A 14,121-nucleotide genomic window follows, 5' to 3' on the forward strand; every position below is an offset into this window, starting at 1 on the left:
GCACAACACATTTGGTCGAAATGTAGCGAATGCATCCAAACGAAAGAAAAGCCCTGAAATCGATCTAGCCAATTATGTAGTTCTGTGTCCATTCGGTATCCGTCGCGACGAGACAGGGATTCGATCGATGATCAAATCAAAAAGCGGTTTGCATTTGCGCCGCTGCTTCAATCCTGAGCGCATTTATTAAGAAGCCGGGGTTTACATCCATCCATCAATACCCCCATGCTTGGAGAACTCTGGTCGTTCCAAGGGAGATACCGAACTCTTCATCTCACCTGGTTCGCATTTTTTCTGACCTTTGTGGTCTGGTTCAACTTGGCTCCACTTGCCACCACTGTTAAAGCAGATTTGGGCTTGAGTGTTGGTCAGATACGCACAGTGGCCATCTGCAATGTGGCTCTCACAATTCCAGCGCGTGTTCTGATTGGAATGCTTCTCGATAAATTTGGGCCTCGACTGACTTATTCCAGTCTTCTGGTTTTTTCGGTCATTCCTTGCCTGATGTTTGCCTCTGCACAAGATTTCAATCAATTAGTCGTGGCACGCCTGCTGCTCTCGATCGTTGGTGCAGGCTTTGTGATTGGTATCCGAATGGTGGCTGAATGGTTCCCTCCCAAAGAGATTGGCCTCGCTGAGGGGATCTATGGCGGCTGGGGCAATTTTGGATCCGCATTCTCCGCTCTAACTCTGGTTGGACTCGCCGGATGGCTCTCGTTCTCAGGCGGCTTCGAACTTCCCTCAGGTGCAATCATTAATTGGCGTGGTGCAATTGCACTAACGGGGATTATCTCTGCTGTTTACGGCTTCATCTATTACTTCAACGTCACCGATACACCTCCAGGCAAGGTTTATCAAAGACCGAATCGCACAGCAGGCTTGGAAGTAACTTCCATGCGTGATTTTTGGGGTTTGCTCGGCATGAACGTGCCCTTTGCCGCCATTCTCTGTGTGCTCTGCTGGCGTCTGCAAAAAGTTGGTTTCCTCAATACCGGTACCTATCCACTGGCTCTAGGTGCCGTTCTGATCTGGTTCATCTTTCAAACATGGGGAATTATTCGTACCAATCGTGAATTGATCTTGGGCACAAAGGTCTACCCCAAAGAAGATCGCTACGAATTCAAACAAGTTGCCATTCTTGAACTCACATACATCGTGAATTTCGGATCTGAATTGGCTGTCGTTTCAATGTTGCCAACGTTCTTCGAAACCACGTTTGATCTTCCAAAGGCAACCGCTGGCATCCTCGCCTCCTGCTTCGCCTTTGTGAATCTTGTGGCTCGCCCGGCTGGTGGACTAATTTCCGACAAGCTAGGGAGCCGAAAGAACACAATGGGCTTCTTAACAGCGGGTTTAGGAATTGGTTATCTCGTCATGAGCATGATCAAACCTGGCACTTTCAGTGGAACGACAGGGATCATCATTGCTGTCTTGATCACGATGCTTGCCTCCTTCTTCGTCCAGTCTGGAGAAGGAGCAACGTTCGCTCTCGTTCCTTTGGTGAAGCGACGCGTTACAGGTCAAGTCGCTGGCTTGGTCGGAGCTTATGGCAATGTTGGAGCCGTGACTTATCTCACTATTTTTAGCCTGCTTCCCATGTGGATGGGTGGAGGAAAGGATCCTTCACCAGAAATCATTGCAGCCTCCAATAGTGCTTTCTTCCAAGTTTTAGGAATCGCTGGTCTAATTGTTGCCTTCTTCTGCTTCTTTTTCCTCAAGGAACCGCAAGGATCCTTCGCTGAATTACATGAAGGAGAAACAACGAGTCCTCAATTCGCAAAGAACTGATTCCAAAAACCTTCTCATAACAACATCGCACCCGGTGCCTTTGGCACCGGGTATTGCTATTACGCCCATATCAAAATCATGGCAGAGCCAACCACAACCATTCGCAGTCAATGTCCATATTGCGGAGTGGGGTGTGGTCTGGACTTACGACCACCAGCAAAGAAAGGGGAAGCGGTCCGTCGAGATGCAGATGGAACTCCTATGTGGACAGCTAGAGGAGATCGACTCCATCCATCAAGTCTCGGCCAAGTTTGCATCAAAGGGGCCACAGTCGGCGAAACCCTCTCAAGGGGCCGACTTGATCAACCCCTTGGCCGAACCAGTCTTGATGACGAGTTCCAACCCATCAGCTGGGATGAGGCTCTTGAGCGCATCTCAAGCCAAATCAAAACAAGCCTGAAATCCAAGGGGCCAAACTCCATCGCCATGTATGGCTCCGGACAATTCCATACCGAAGATTATTACCTAGCTCAAAAATTACTCAAAGGGGCACTAGGGACTAACAATTTCGACGCTAATTCAAGACTCTGCATGAGTTCTGCTGTTGCCGGCTACACCCGTAGTTTCGGCTCAGATGGTCCGCCTTGCAGCTACGAAGACCTAGACCATTGCACGGTGGCATTCCTGATCGGAACCAACACTGCCGAGTGCCATCCAGTGCTCTTTCAACGATTATTGAAACGAAAAAAAAGACATCCAGGCTCTCTCACCATCGTGGTGGTAGATCCGCGCCAAACCGATACCGCAAAGGCAGCTGACATCCACCTGGCGGTAGCCCCTGGAAGTGACCTTGCCCTCCTTCATGGCATCGCCCACCTGGTGATGCGTGAAAACGGACAGGATCCTGCATTTATCGACGATTGCACAGACAACTACGACTCCTTTTTTGATGTCGTTGCCCGCTGGACGCCTAGACGGGTGGCCTTATTTTGTGGCATTCCAGAAAAACGCCTTCGGGAAGTCGCCCAGCTCTTTCATCGCCGCGAAAAAGTCTTGAGCCTCTGGTCGATGGGCGTGAATCAACGGCGCGAAGGAACCGCAGTAGTGGGTGGAATCATTAACTTGCACTTATTGACGGGTCAAATTGGCAAAGAAGGATCCGGACCCTTTTCACTCACAGGACAACCCAACGCCATGGGAGGCAGAGAAGCAGGCGGCCTCTCCCATCTTCTGCCTGGATATCGCCAAGTCACGAACCCCGAGCATCGCGCTGAAGTCGAGCACACGTGGGGTTTTACCAAAGGGAAAATTGCGTCCAAGCCTGGCCTTACGGCCTGGCAACAGGTGGAGGCGATGGAGCGAGGAGAGCTTGATTTGTGGTGGGTGGCTGCAACCAATCCTCTGGTGAGCATGCCAGATCTAGAGCGCGTTAAAGCAGCGATGAAGCGCTGCCCCTTGGTCGTTGTTAGCGAAGCCTATGCAGACTCAGAAACATCGCATTACTCCCATCTGCTTTTACCAGCTGCTCAATGGAGCGAAAAAACTGGAACCATGACCAACTCTGAACGAAGGGTTACTTACTGCCCTGCATTCAGAAATCTCCATCGAGAAAGTCGTCCCGATTGGGAGGTGTTTGCCGAAATCGGACGGCGCCTTGGTTTCAAAGAACAATTCACATACAACTCTGCAGCCGAGGTATACGCAGAATTCACAGCATTAACACAAAAACGATTATGCGATGTCTCAGGATTAAGTCATGAAGTGCTTGCCAAAGAAGGACCACAACAATGGCCATTTCCTCAAGACAGTTCACCATCTCAAGAGTCAAAACGGCTGTACACCAATCACAAGTTTTTAACCGCAAATGGACGAGCACGGTTCTGTAGCGACCAACCGCTTGGTCTTGCAGAGCCACCCTGTGACACCTACCCACTAGTTCTCACGATTGGCCGCTATCTCGGACAGTGGCACACGATGACTCGGACAGGGAAGGTAGAGCGCTTAAAAACGATGCACCCAGAACCCCTCTTAGAAATTAACCCTAAAGATGCGGATCAATTTGCAGTGAAGCATGGAGAGCTAGCCGCGGTTAGCTCCCGAAGGGGCCAACTCACCGCTCGCGTGAAAGTCACAGACAAAATCCGACGGAGCACAGTCTTTCTTCCGATGCATTGGGGATTCACGCAAGCTCAAGCCTGTGAAGTGAATGCACTGATGCATGAACAGGCTTGCCCCATATCAAAACAACCAGAATTAAAAGCAAGTGCAGTCATCGTCGCTCCAGCAGTTTCCGTCATCAAACCAATCGAACAGGAAGCTGGTCGCTTGGAAGCACTTCGACAATTGATCAACCCAGTATTTCGCTAAAAGCAGCATCCAAGTTGTGATGATCATGGCCAGGACGAGCCAATTTACATAGGGCAAAACGCTCCAATTCAAATAAATCAGCCCATTGGTTCGTGCCGATGGAAGCAGATCTCTCCCAAGCTGCTTGCTGAACAGCCTTTGGAATCACAGCCAAAGTCTGCCAAGGCTCCTCCACCGCTATGGGTAGATCTTTCACCATCCCATCGGCAGTCTCAAGGGTGAGCTTTCGCAAGTGCTCCCGCATGCCAGACAAAGCTGAAGGTTGATCAGGCCAATCCACCAAATCTTGGCGCTGCTCCCGAGTGAACTCCATCCAGTGACTCAACTTCAGTTTGACACCAATGAGGTCTAGCTTTCGCCTGACACAAAGAGGAATACAACGCCAATTCCCAACAAAATCCTTCTCAAACCCAAAGCAATGACTGGCTTGATTCATGCATTTAACGACGTAAATTGTTCAAGCTGAACCATTTGTAGACATCGCCCCCGAAATGGTTTCATTCGCAACCTCGAGCTTCAACGTTCAAAGAGAAGATTTTGTGAGCTTATGGCCTCTTGGATGCGTTTAGCCATTTCACTTGGACTTCTTCTTGGCTCTCTTCACGGCTGGTATACCAGCGAAGCCAATGCGCATGCAGGCACCCCCTACGGCGTCAAGAATGTGAATTATCCTGGAGCTTTTGCTTCATTTGGTAGCGATTCACTCAACACGTTTCCATAGTGAGAGTCTGAATTCTTCAATTTAGGCATGAACTCTGGGGTCGTCTCTACAGGAAATCGCAGCCAAATCGCAATCGCGACGGGCTTTCTAGGAGCCTTCATTGTTGGCTCACTTGCGGTCCAAATGGTGCGCAGTCAAGGTGGGGTTGCGATCGACGGCACCAGACCCAATGCACAAGTGGAGCCAGTGATTGCTTCACCAGCCACCCTCTGGGCCGATATGGGATCCCGCAGCGAGTTGGTTGAGCAACTTTCGTCAGCAACGGCCACCAACGCATCGCCAAAAGCCGTTGTGGATCCAGTTGTGGGATCTGAGGCAACACTTTGGTCTGCCTTAGGAAGCCGCTGAACATGGAAGAAGGCCTCACTCACCTCAACACATCAGGTGAAGTTCACATGGTTGATGTGGGTGATCGCCGTCCAACGAAACGCCAAGCAACCGCTAAAGGCTGCCTTCAAATGCAGCCAACCACGCTGGAACTGATCCGTTCCGGCAACACACCTAAAGGTGATCTGCTCGCTGTTGCGCGAGTCGCAGCCATTCAGGCGGCGAAGCGGACCTGGGAACTCATTCCCCTTTGCCACCAGTTACCACTCAGTGGTGTGGAGGTCACGATTGAACCGGACTCCTCACTACCGGGACTCATCCTGTGCTGCCGATGCAGCACAACAAACAACACGGGTGTGGAGATGGAGTCCATGACAGCAGTGTCCATTGGATTGCTCACGCTTTACGACATGCTCAAGTCGATTGATCCAGGGATGACGTTGAGTCAGATCGTTCTTACCCATAAAGATGGAGGTCGCAACGGTGCCTGGTCCCGTTGAGCCCTATGGACGCGAAGGGTTACCTCTTAGCGAAGCCAGACATCGTCTACTCGCAGACATCCGCCCAATCAATGCGTTAACAACCGTGTCTCTTGAGGAGGCTCTAGGGCGCGTCAATGCCCGGTCAATCACTGCTCAGGTCTCGATTCCAGGGTTCCAAGCCTCGATCATGGACGGGTATGCCCTAGGGCAAAACAAGCGTCCAACAGTCGGCCAACACTGGACTCTCCAAGGTCGATCAGCCCCTGGCTCTCCTTTTGATCGGGTCTTAAACGCTGGTGAAGCCATCCGTATCTTGACCGGAGCCCCCCTCCCAGAAGGAGCAGGCTGGGTCTTGCCACAAGAATGTGCGGAGACCAGCCAAACGCAACTGACCTTGGCTGTTGAAGTTTCGGATCAACCCTGGATCAGAGCCGAAGACGAAGAATGCAAAACCGGGGATCTATTGATAAATCATGGCCAGCGCTTAACGCCTTCCCAGCTTGGACGCTTAGCAGGTTGCGGTGTAGCCACGCTTCAGGTCCATCAAAAACCTCGCATTGGCCTCCTGATCAGCGGCGATGAGCTCGTGCCAGCTGGCCTAGAACGACGAACAGGAGAGATATGGGAGAGCAATGGCACCCTGCTTGAGGCGATCTTGCACAACCTCCGCCAGGTCGTGCATTCGCGGTGCGTGGTTCCCGATCAACCAGAAGCTTTGCGGCAGGCGCTAGCTGAACTCAGCCAAACCTGTGATGTTGTGGTGAGCACAGGGGGAATTTCCGCTGGTGACACTGACTGGATCCGGGAGCTTGTCAACGAATTGGGGCAAGTGAGTTTCTGGAAACTGTTTCTGAAGCCAGGACGCCCCTTCGCCTTCGGGCACATCAACAGCCCAGAAGGCAACGTGCCTTTCTTTGGCCTCCCTGGAAACCCTGTCGCTGCAGCAATCACCGCCCTACAGCTGCTCTGGCCCGCCTTGCAGTTGCTGGAAGGTCAAGAAGAGCCTGATTTATTTCCACGCGTCAAAGTCAAACTGGCCAACGCTTTGGCTCGCCGGCCAGGCCGCCCCGAACTCGCCCGCGCTCAATTGGAGGTCGATGCGAGCGGAGAGCTCATGGCGCGAGTGAGCGATTCACAAGCCTCATCCCGCATTGGCTCCCTGCTAAACAGCGATCTTTTGCTGGAGATTCCCGCACAAACAGGAGGGTTGGAAGCGGGCGAGAGTCTTTGGGCGCAACTGATCCGAACACGCCTCCTCTAGTTCATGCATTCAAAGCGGTGTATTGCCGCTGAGCCATGTGCCCTGCCCATTCCTCCATTCTCTTTTCCAGAAAGGAGCCTGATGCTTAATCGCCTCCAGCAAATCCATGCAACAACGCTGAGCAGGGCCACGACGATCAGCCTCAACAGCCACTAGCACAATCACCTCCGAGGGCAGCATGCGACCCACCCGATGAAGCACAAGAGCTGAGTTGGCACCGTGATCAATCAACAACCGTTGTGCGTTCTGACGGATGACTCCCTCACACATTTTTGGATAGTGCGTGAGCTCAAACGCGTCCAAAGGTCTTCCATCCTGCGCAACATCACGCACACGACCCACAAATGTGGCTAACGCCGCCGCCTGAGACGACCACGCAGCCAAGTGAATCCAAGGATCAAAGATTTGGCTGTGAATTTGGATCGTGATCTTCTCTTGCATCAAACTCCCTTTAACCTCCCGTAAATGGTGGAAGAAACGCGATTTCATCCCCGGAATGCACCGACGTCATCGGAGCCACCAACTGCTGATTAATCGCAATTTGCACCGCTGCAGGTCGAGGACCAAGGTGCAACTGAGTCCAGATATCTTCAGCGGTAACAACCTCTCTGTCAGGGAGCGTCAGCAATTGTTCAGCCCAGCCCGCTTGGTCGCGAAGAGAGGCAAACAACAACACGTGGATGGATCTCTCCTGAGATTTCGTCATAGTGGACAATCTCGAGCACTGTTTGGTTTTAGCGTCAGAACAGGCGCATGATCTTGAACTGACCCTCTCCATTGCTCTTCTCACCATTTCCGACCGACGCACAAGGGCGGAAGACAGCAGCGGCGACGCACTGGCACAACGCCTGGCAACGGCAGGTCATCAACTGAGTGATCGAAAAATCTGCCCTGATGATCGTTACCTCATTCGATCTGAGCTGAGTCAATGGATCGCCAACCCAACCATTGATGTGGTGATCACCAGCGGCGGGACTGGGCTCACAGGTCGTGATGGGACCCCGGAAGCCATCGCTCCCTTACTCGACAAAACCATCGACGGTTTCGGAGAACTGTTCCGCGTTCTGTCCTACGAAAGCATTGGCACCAGCACTCTTCAAAGTCGTTGCCTTGCTGGCGTCGCCAACGGCACCATCGTTTTCGTTCTTCCCGGTTCTTTAGATGCTGTTCAAACAGCTTGGGATCGAATTATCTCCAGCCAATTGGACGCGAACACCCGTCCTTGCAACCTTGTGCAACTTCTGCCGCGATTACGGGAAACATCTTGGACACCCAAGCTCAATCCTGATTAGGTGAATAGGACTCGGACTGGTCTGAATCATCGCTGCGGCAAAAGGAACGGACTTCAAAATGGAATGGGCATCGTGACCGCAGCGGGCTCAGGTGAGCAAGCAGTGACTTGCTGGTTCACCACATCTCCCACGACAACGATGGAAGGCGATGCAAATTTTTCTGTTCGGGTGGCTTCTGCCACCTCCCGCAAGGGTGCCTTCAAGCAACGCTGACCAGCAACCGTGCCTTGCTGAACGACAGCCACAGGAGTATCTCCATCTAAACCACCGGCGATTAATTCCTCGGCAATCCGAGGAAGGTTATGCAAACCCATATAAATCACTAAACCATCACTCGCCGTAGCTAACGCACGCCAATTCACGGATGGGCGACGTTTGTCAATCTCCTCATGACCCGTTACGAAGGTGACCGACGAGCCTGCTCGACGATGCGTGACCGGAATTCCGGCATACGCCGGAGCGGCAATCCCGGCCGTGACTCCCGGAACCACCTCAACCGCAATGCCATGGGACACCAGATGAGCGGCCTCCTCTCCACCACGACCAAACAGGAAAGGATCTCCACCTTTTAAGCGAACCACCGTTTGATAGCGCTGACCCAAGGCCACCAACACTGAGTTGGTACTGGGCTGAGGCACGGAGTGGTGTCCGCGACGTTTGCCGACAAAATGACGTTCACAAGAGTCTGGAACGAGATTCAGGACCTCGCTTGGAACCAGGGAGTCGTAGACGAGAGCATCACAACATCGCAGTAGACGATGAGCCTTCACGGTGAGAAGGTCGGGATCTCCTGGTCCAGCACCGACGAGATACACAGTTCCTGTCATGGTCGAATCAATCACGGCAATGCAGCTAGACAATGAATAAGACCCTGACGAAGCTCGGGAACTTCTAAGAGGGATGGCAGCCCACCAGCCTGACCCAACGCCTCCGACATCCGGTTGGGAGCCAGCGAGAGCGGCAATGGAACCATGTTGGGTTGATTCTTAGCAAACTGGTCCCAGACATCAAAGGCCACCACAGGTAAGCCGAAGCGACGTTGCACTGAAATCAAAAAGCGATCAGAGAGCCCTGGCCTCAATGGATGGTGAACGAGTGCCAGAGATCGATTTTGAGCAACAACAACCTCAATCCAACGGGACATCAGCACCCACCAACACTCCCAGGAACCAAGAAAGGGAAGAGGCTTCACCACAACGCCCTCGCTCCTCAAGCGATCACGAATCAGAGGCACATCGCTTCTGGCATGACTGCCAGGAAGCAAGAGAAGGGGCACCAGCCATTGTGAGTCACACTGCGCTGCCGTCGGAACCTCTGCGGTGAGCACCTCCAATTCAACTGGGGCCGCTCGGCACTCAGCAACAGCCACCGAAATCTCCCGCACACAAGGGGGAACGAGGCCACCAGAACGGCCGTGGACCACCAGACGAAGGGCAGTTGCACCCCCTGATTCGCCCCGTTTCCGTAACAACGGCCACGGATCAAAAGCCCCTTGAACTGATGTAGTCAGGTGGTTTCCGTTCATGCATGCATGACTTACTACCGCAGAGGGCATTCTCGCGCCCCCATGCAATCAAGCGTTCGCAACAACCGAGCATCGCAGCGGTTCAAGAATGATTTCGATCGCGACTTAGCTGCCATGGCAAGGGTTTGGTCCATGATCCGCCAGGGGGCTGTTCGCTGGATCGGAGAAATCGGCCGCCAATACTGATGCAATCTTCTGCTTCTGAAATTCAAATCTATAGAGCCAGAAATCAAAGCACTTGCATGTAGCCAATCAAACAATATTTCAAGTCAGGAGCCGCCAATTTGGTTCCAACCGATACCGAAACATCACCCCATCGATCGCTATAAACATTTTGCAGCACGGATTTTTCTCTGATGTGCTGGAAATGTCGCTTACAGACGAATTCCCGTATCAAGCATCAGCGCTATGAGCATTCAAATCCCAACAAGACCATTCCTAGAAAACAAGACGCTCAATAAAATTGAGCAAAACAAAGCCTCTAAAGATGGCCTTCTTGTTGGAAGTGAATTAGAAGAGTTTGCAAGAATTGGCTGGGAAGAGGTTGATGAAACCGATCTTCAGCTGCGCCTCAAATGGTATGGGATGTTCTGGCGGCCAAAAACTCCAGGAAAATTCATGCTTCGCCTGCGAGTACCCAATGGTGTGCTCAGCAACGAACAGATCCGCGTTGTCGCTTCCATTGTTGAACGTTACGGCGAAAATGGAAGCTGCGATATCACAACACGACAGAACTTGCAACTTCGAGGAGTATTACTTGACGATCTCCCCGATATTATAAAACGCTTGAAGGCCGTTGGTCTCAGTTCAATTCAATCAGGATTTGACAACCCTAGAAATGTCACTGGAAATCCCTTAGCAGGAATTGATCCGAACGAAATCATCGACACTCGTCCCTTCACAACCGAACTACATAACTTTCTAACCAATAATTGCCAAGGCAATCCAGAGTTTTCCAATCTTCCTCGCAAATGGAATACTGCTGTTGCTGGCGCCAAAGATAATTTCTTACTTCACAACGACATCGTCTTTCACCCCGTTGAACGCGATGGTGTGATGGGTTTCGGTGTCTGGATCGGAGGGATCCTCTCTTCACAGATGAATGCTTATGCCATTCCCCTGAATGCCTGGGTGAAGCAGGATGAAATTTGTAAAATGACAGATTGCGTCATTCGCTTATGGCGTGACAACGGCGAACGAAACAAGCGCCCCAAAGGCCGGTTCCGCATGTATCTCGATCAACTAGGTATCGACACTTTTAGGAATGAGGTGGAAGGCCTCTTTGGTCCACTCACAGAGGATCCAGGGTCAGTCTTTAACTCCAACCCACGTTCTCACTACGGAATCCACCCACAAAAAAATGCAGATGAGTTTTTCGCAGGGCTGCATGTAAACGTTGGAAGACTCACTGCAGCCGACCTTCACAACCTAGCCACAGTGAGCCAGGAATACGGAACTGGAGAAATTCGCCTAACAGAAGACCAGAACGTCATCATCGTGGGGCTTACAACATCCAAGCTGGACCGCTTCAAAGCCGATCCTTTGCTGCAGCGCTTCCCTCTTGAACCAGGTGCAATCGCAGCGGGAACAGTCTCCTGCACAGGCAACACCTACTGCAGTTTTGGTCTCACGAACACCAAAGATCAAGCGATTGCTGCTGCTAAGCGACTCGATGCAGAACTCGAACTGCCCGAAGAGCTCAAGATCCATTGGACCGGATGCCCCAATACCTGTGGGCAAGCCTTCATGGGTGCGATTGGCCTGACAGGCACCAAAGCGAAAAACAGTAAGGGCGAAATGGGTGAGGGCTACACGCTGAGCATTGGAGGGTCGCAAGGCGAAAACCCACAGATCGGCGAAATTCAGCAAAAGGCTATTCCTGCAGAGGAGATTCAAAATGTTCTTAAACAGGTTCTGATTGAACAATTCGGAGCAAAACCTCGGGCTTAATCGCACTAAATCGCTACTCCTTTCAGAAAACCGTGGCGCTTTGTTTTGAAGCCATGGTTCAACGTTTCAGCAATCTTCACATCGGCTTATTTCACAATGGCTTTCAAAGTTGATTTCCTATCGCGTTTTGTTAACTGGCTTAGCGCAAGTGGGGAAGATAAAGCACCAATTTCTGTAGCACCACAGAATCAAGATTTTTTCTCACGCTTCATGAATCGCGTCAGCGGTTGATTCCCTTTCATCTACTAAACACCCAATCATGAGTGCAACAGCGTCCCAGATGGACTACGTCCTACCTAATGAACTCGTCGACGGCATGATTTTAGCCGGCGGCAAGAAAGCAACAGTCAGCATTAAAAACCTGCTGATCCGTGGTTTTTACTCCGGAGCCATTCTTGGTCTCGCAGTGGTCCTGGCCCTCACGGTGGGAATCCTGACAAAACTGCCATTCGTAGGTTCTCTCCTATTCCCATTTGGTTTTGCAAGCATTGTCCTCTTCGGGATGGAGCTCGTGACCGGTAACTTCGCATTGCTGCCGATGGCAACCTGGGCCGGCAAATGCAGCTGGAATGCAACATTTCGCAATTGGGTGTGGGTGTGGATTGGTAATTTCATTGGCACTCTTGTGGTGGCGATCATCATGGCCATCAGCCTGACGAGTGGCAGCTTGGATGCTGCTGCTGAAAATGTTGGACCACCGATTTGGGATCTCGTTGCTCAGAAAATCGTTGCTCTTAATCAGATCAACGTTGTGAAGAAGTACGAGGCCCTTGGAAGTATGGGCTTCTTTTTAGCATTCCTGCGCGGAGTTGTTGCCAACTGGTTGGTTTGCCTCGGCGTCACGATGGCTCTTGTGAGTAAAAGTGTTCCAGGAAAAATCTTGGCTTGCTGGTTACCCATCACCGCTTTCCAATCATTAGGCATGGAACACATTGTTGTGAATCAATTCCTACACACCGCTGGACCGATTCTTGGATCAGGAGTGCCCTTTTACAAAGTAATCTTCTGGAATTTCCTCCCAGTTACGCTAGGTAATATTGTTGGAGGCATGGTATTCATCGGCATGCTCTTTTACAGCACCCACCGCACCAAAATTTCAGATGTTCTACCTACAGAGCATGATGAGAAACTGGAACGTGAACTGGCCGCCGAACTTGGTGCTCGCTAATTTCAAACCCCATGAGTGCAATAGATGAGGCCACCCTCTGGGATCGGCTGTCCAATGCACGGAGGATTCCATTGAATCCAACCTGGCTGGGAGAGATTTTCTCTCCCAGCCTTTCTGATGAACTCCGTTTTGCAGTGGCTGAACGCTTGGGGATGTTGGCAGAAACAGGCTGGCCAATCATCCAGACTCTGATCAAGGAACACGGAATTCAACCTGAATTCATCCATGCCGCCGGCCTCTGCCATCAACCTGAAGCAAAAGATTGGCTGCTCGCACAACTGAACCAATCCAATACTCCCGATGCCTTACTGCTCAACGCACTGAGTTGCTGGGGTTCCGAACTGACACTGCCTCAATTTGAGCACATTCTGCAATTACCTGGCCAAGCACAACGCCTCGCTGGTTTAAATCTTCTTGGCTTCAAATCTCATCAACTTCAAGCAAGTGAATTACTGCAATTGTGTGAATGTACTCTTCAAGATTGGCGTGATCCTGTAGTGATTGCCTGCATTCGTTTGCTGCAGCGGCGAGACGAAAAGGTCATCAGTGACCGGTTGGCCAAGCTCGTCCACAACGGATCCGACGACAGTGCTCAAGCCGCATTAAAAGCACTGGGATGTATAGGAACAACCCATAGCAAAGCACAATTGAATTGTTTAAGCCTAGAACTCACGAACCCGCAACGACTCGCCCAAGCAAAGCAACAACTTCAACAGCAATATTAAGCCAAAAAAGCCCGGCCATGCCGGGCAATGCTCTTTAAAAAGTCAATGGCTCACCATTTCTTATAGGGAAGAAATTTTCCGCACATCGTAATCTCAACCCTATCCCCCTTTGGGTCCTCAACCTTATCAACATCCAAAGTAAAATCAATGGCACTCATAATTCCATCACCAAACTTTTCCTGAATAACATCTTTCAGAGGCATTCCATAAACCTGCATGATTTCATAGAAGCGATAGATCAATGGATCTGTAGGGATCACAGGATCAAGGCTACCTTTCGTCGGAAACTCCTGCAGTGCAGCGGTTATGGCTGGATCTAAATCTAACAATGTTGCTAATTTCTCTGCTTCTTCAGGGGAAGCGGTTGCCTGGCCATAAAAGAGAGAAGCAATCCAAACCTCATCGAGCCCAAGGGCCGCCTCTAAATCAGCGAAGGACAGTCCCTTCGCCTTTTTGGCCGCCATGAGCGAAGCGGTGAGCGTCGACGGTGAGGGACCAGCCAATGACGGCGCCAAGGTAGAAGTAGTCATGTAATAAGACCAATAAACGAACTACTAGAGATCAGCAACCCTTGC

17 protein-coding genes are annotated in these 14,121 nt (G+C 51.3%); 11 read left to right on the forward strand and 6 right to left on the reverse strand.

All coding sequences use genetic code 11. The annotated features are described in order from the left end of the window. Window positions 1–225: 225 nt before the first annotated feature. Both SIC18_RS02650 and SIC18_RS02655 read left to right on the forward strand, forming a co-directional pair. On the forward strand, window positions 226–1,788 hold the full coding sequence (locus tag SIC18_RS02650; RefSeq protein ID WP_413430094.1) for a NarK family nitrate/nitrite MFS transporter: 1,563 nt from the start codon (window positions 226–228) through the stop codon (window positions 1,786–1,788). A gap of 78 nt (window positions 1,789–1,866) precedes the next feature. Further along, on the forward strand, window positions 1,867–4,095 hold the full coding sequence (locus tag SIC18_RS02655) for a molybdopterin oxidoreductase family protein (protein ID WP_413430095.1): 2,229 nt from the start codon (window positions 1,867–1,869) through the stop codon (window positions 4,093–4,095). On the opposite strand, the gene SIC18_RS02660 is transcribed toward SIC18_RS02655, so the two are convergent. Beyond that, entirely contained in the window at window positions 4,076–4,531 is a 456-nt protein-coding gene (locus tag SIC18_RS02660) for a nitrate reductase associated protein (protein ID WP_413430096.1), read from the reverse strand. The two genes, SIC18_RS02655 and SIC18_RS02660, sit on opposite strands and share 20 nt — an antisense overlap. A 123-nt stretch (window positions 4,532–4,654) precedes the next feature. Between SIC18_RS02660 and SIC18_RS02665 the strand changes: the two genes are divergently transcribed. From SIC18_RS02665 to SIC18_RS02680, 4 genes are read left to right on the forward strand one after another with little or no spacing between them, the layout of a single operon-like run. Next, window positions 4,655–4,816: a hypothetical protein gene (locus tag SIC18_RS02665; protein WP_413430097.1), complete on the forward strand. Its 162-nt coding sequence runs from the start codon at window positions 4,655–4,657 to the stop codon at window positions 4,814–4,816. A gap of 27 nt (window positions 4,817–4,843) precedes the next feature. Then, on the forward strand, window positions 4,844–5,164 hold the full coding sequence (locus tag SIC18_RS02670; RefSeq protein WP_250394963.1) for a hypothetical protein: 321 nt from the start codon (window positions 4,844–4,846) through the stop codon (window positions 5,162–5,164). A 2-nt stretch (window positions 5,165–5,166) separates the two neighbouring features. After that, window positions 5,167–5,643, forward strand: coding sequence for a cyclic pyranopterin monophosphate synthase MoaC (gene moaC / locus SIC18_RS02675; protein WP_413430098.1), 477 nt, complete (start codon window positions 5,167–5,169; stop codon window positions 5,641–5,643). Next, window positions 5,627–6,886, forward strand: a complete 1,260-nt coding sequence (locus SIC18_RS02680) for a molybdopterin molybdotransferase MoeA (protein ID WP_413430490.1) — start codon at window positions 5,627–5,629, stop codon at window positions 6,884–6,886. Before moaC ends, SIC18_RS02680 begins: the two co-directional genes overlap by 17 nt. A 9-nt stretch (window positions 6,887–6,895) precedes the next feature. On the opposite strand, the gene SIC18_RS02685 is transcribed toward SIC18_RS02680, so the two are convergent. Both SIC18_RS02685 and SIC18_RS02690 read right to left on the reverse strand, forming a co-directional pair. Continuing rightward, entirely contained in the window at window positions 6,896–7,327 is a 432-nt protein-coding gene (locus SIC18_RS02685; RefSeq protein ID WP_413430491.1) for a molybdopterin synthase catalytic subunit, read from the reverse strand. A gap of 10 nt (window positions 7,328–7,337) precedes the next feature. Further along, the gene (locus SIC18_RS02690) at window positions 7,338–7,592 is read right to left on the reverse strand and encodes a MoaD/ThiS family protein (protein ID WP_048347560.1); all 255 of its coding nucleotides are present in this window, start codon (window positions 7,590–7,592) and stop codon (window positions 7,338–7,340) included. 58 nt (window positions 7,593–7,650) lie between these two features. On the opposite strand from SIC18_RS02690, the gene moaB reads away from it, so the two are divergent. Continuing rightward, the gene (gene moaB / locus SIC18_RS02695) at window positions 7,651–8,178 is read left to right on the forward strand and encodes a molybdenum cofactor biosynthesis protein B (protein ID WP_250394971.1); all 528 of its coding nucleotides are present in this window, start codon (window positions 7,651–7,653) and stop codon (window positions 8,176–8,178) included. A gap of 53 nt (window positions 8,179–8,231) precedes the next feature. Here the strand turns inward: moaB and cobA are convergent, their stop codons facing one another. Beyond that, window positions 8,232–9,005, reverse strand: a complete 774-nt coding sequence (cobA, locus tag SIC18_RS02700; RefSeq protein WP_048347561.1) for a uroporphyrinogen-III C-methyltransferase — start codon at window positions 9,003–9,005, stop codon at window positions 8,232–8,234. Between the two features lie 11 nt (window positions 9,006–9,016). Beyond that, window positions 9,017–9,703 carry a DNA mismatch repair protein MutS gene (locus tag SIC18_RS02705; protein ID WP_250394960.1) on the reverse strand — a complete coding sequence of 229 codons (687 nt, stop codon included), beginning with the start codon at window positions 9,701–9,703 and terminating at the stop codon, window positions 9,017–9,019. A gap of 42 nt (window positions 9,704–9,745) precedes the next feature. Between SIC18_RS02705 and SIC18_RS02710 the strand changes: the two genes are divergently transcribed. From SIC18_RS02710 to SIC18_RS02725, 4 genes are all read left to right on the forward strand, one after another. Beyond that, window positions 9,746–9,889: a hypothetical protein gene (locus SIC18_RS02710; RefSeq protein WP_245407173.1), complete on the forward strand. Its 144-nt coding sequence runs from the start codon at window positions 9,746–9,748 to the stop codon at window positions 9,887–9,889. A 222-nt stretch (window positions 9,890–10,111) separates the two neighbouring features. Then, the gene (locus SIC18_RS02715; RefSeq protein ID WP_413430099.1) at window positions 10,112–11,653 is read left to right on the forward strand and encodes a ferredoxin--nitrite reductase; all 1,542 of its coding nucleotides are present in this window, start codon (window positions 10,112–10,114) and stop codon (window positions 11,651–11,653) included. 280 nt (window positions 11,654–11,933) lie between these two features. Then, window positions 11,934–12,821, forward strand: coding sequence for a formate/nitrite transporter family protein (locus tag SIC18_RS02720; RefSeq protein WP_413430492.1), 888 nt, complete (start codon window positions 11,934–11,936; stop codon window positions 12,819–12,821). Window positions 12,822–12,832: 11 nt separating this feature from the next. Continuing rightward, window positions 12,833–13,546 (forward strand): HEAT repeat domain-containing protein, encoded by a 714-nt coding sequence (locus SIC18_RS02725; protein ID WP_413430100.1) that lies wholly within the window; start codon window positions 12,833–12,835, stop codon window positions 13,544–13,546. A 50-nt stretch (window positions 13,547–13,596) separates the two neighbouring features. Here the strand turns inward: SIC18_RS02725 and cynS are convergent, their stop codons facing one another. Then, complete coding sequence (gene cynS, locus SIC18_RS02730; protein ID WP_413430493.1) at window positions 13,597–14,049, reverse strand: cyanase; 453 nt, start codon at window positions 14,047–14,049, stop codon at window positions 13,597–13,599. Window positions 14,050–14,121: the final 72 nt, after the last annotated feature.

Source organism: Synechococcus sp. Cu2B8-bc1011 (genome assembly GCF_047302735.1).
Classification (GTDB): Bacteria; Cyanobacteriota; Cyanobacteriia; order PCC-6307; family Cyanobiaceae; genus Synechococcus_C.

What these genes read in the sequence shown, in the direction of transcription:
- SIC18_RS02650 (WP_413430094.1), top strand. Translation starts at nt 226, where the DNA reads ATGCTTGGAGAACTCTGGTCGTTCCAAGGGAGATACCGAACTCTTCAT.
- SIC18_RS02655 (WP_413430095.1), top strand. Translation starts at nt 1,867, where the DNA reads ATGGCAGAGCCAACCACAACCATTCGCAGTCAATGTCCATATTGCGGA.
- SIC18_RS02660 (WP_413430096.1), bottom strand. Translation starts at nt 4,531, where the DNA reads ATGAATCAAGCCAGTCATTGCTTTGGGTTTGAGAAGGATTTTGTTGGG.
- SIC18_RS02665 (WP_413430097.1), top strand. Translation starts at nt 4,655, where the DNA reads ATGCGTTTAGCCATTTCACTTGGACTTCTTCTTGGCTCTCTTCACGGC.
- SIC18_RS02670 (WP_250394963.1), top strand. Translation starts at nt 4,844, where the DNA reads ATGAACTCTGGGGTCGTCTCTACAGGAAATCGCAGCCAAATCGCAATC.
- moaC (WP_413430098.1), top strand. Translation starts at nt 5,167, where the DNA reads ATGGAAGAAGGCCTCACTCACCTCAACACATCAGGTGAAGTTCACATG.
- SIC18_RS02685 (WP_413430491.1), bottom strand. Translation starts at nt 7,327, where the DNA reads ATGCAAGAGAAGATCACGATCCAAATTCACAGCCAAATCTTTGATCCT.
- SIC18_RS02690 (WP_048347560.1), bottom strand. Translation starts at nt 7,592, where the DNA reads ATGACGAAATCTCAGGAGAGATCCATCCACGTGTTGTTGTTTGCCTCT.
- cobA (WP_048347561.1), bottom strand. Translation starts at nt 9,005, where the DNA reads ATGACAGGAACTGTGTATCTCGTCGGTGCTGGACCAGGAGATCCCGAC.
- SIC18_RS02705 (WP_250394960.1), bottom strand. Translation starts at nt 9,703, where the DNA reads ATGAACGGAAACCACCTGACTACATCAGTTCAAGGGGCTTTTGATCCG.
- SIC18_RS02710 (WP_245407173.1), top strand. Translation starts at nt 9,746, where the DNA reads ATGCAATCAAGCGTTCGCAACAACCGAGCATCGCAGCGGTTCAAGAAT.
- SIC18_RS02715 (WP_413430099.1), top strand. Translation starts at nt 10,112, where the DNA reads ATGAGCATTCAAATCCCAACAAGACCATTCCTAGAAAACAAGACGCTC.
- SIC18_RS02720 (WP_413430492.1), top strand. Translation starts at nt 11,934, where the DNA reads ATGGACTACGTCCTACCTAATGAACTCGTCGACGGCATGATTTTAGCC.
- SIC18_RS02725 (WP_413430100.1), top strand. Translation starts at nt 12,833, where the DNA reads ATGAGTGCAATAGATGAGGCCACCCTCTGGGATCGGCTGTCCAATGCA.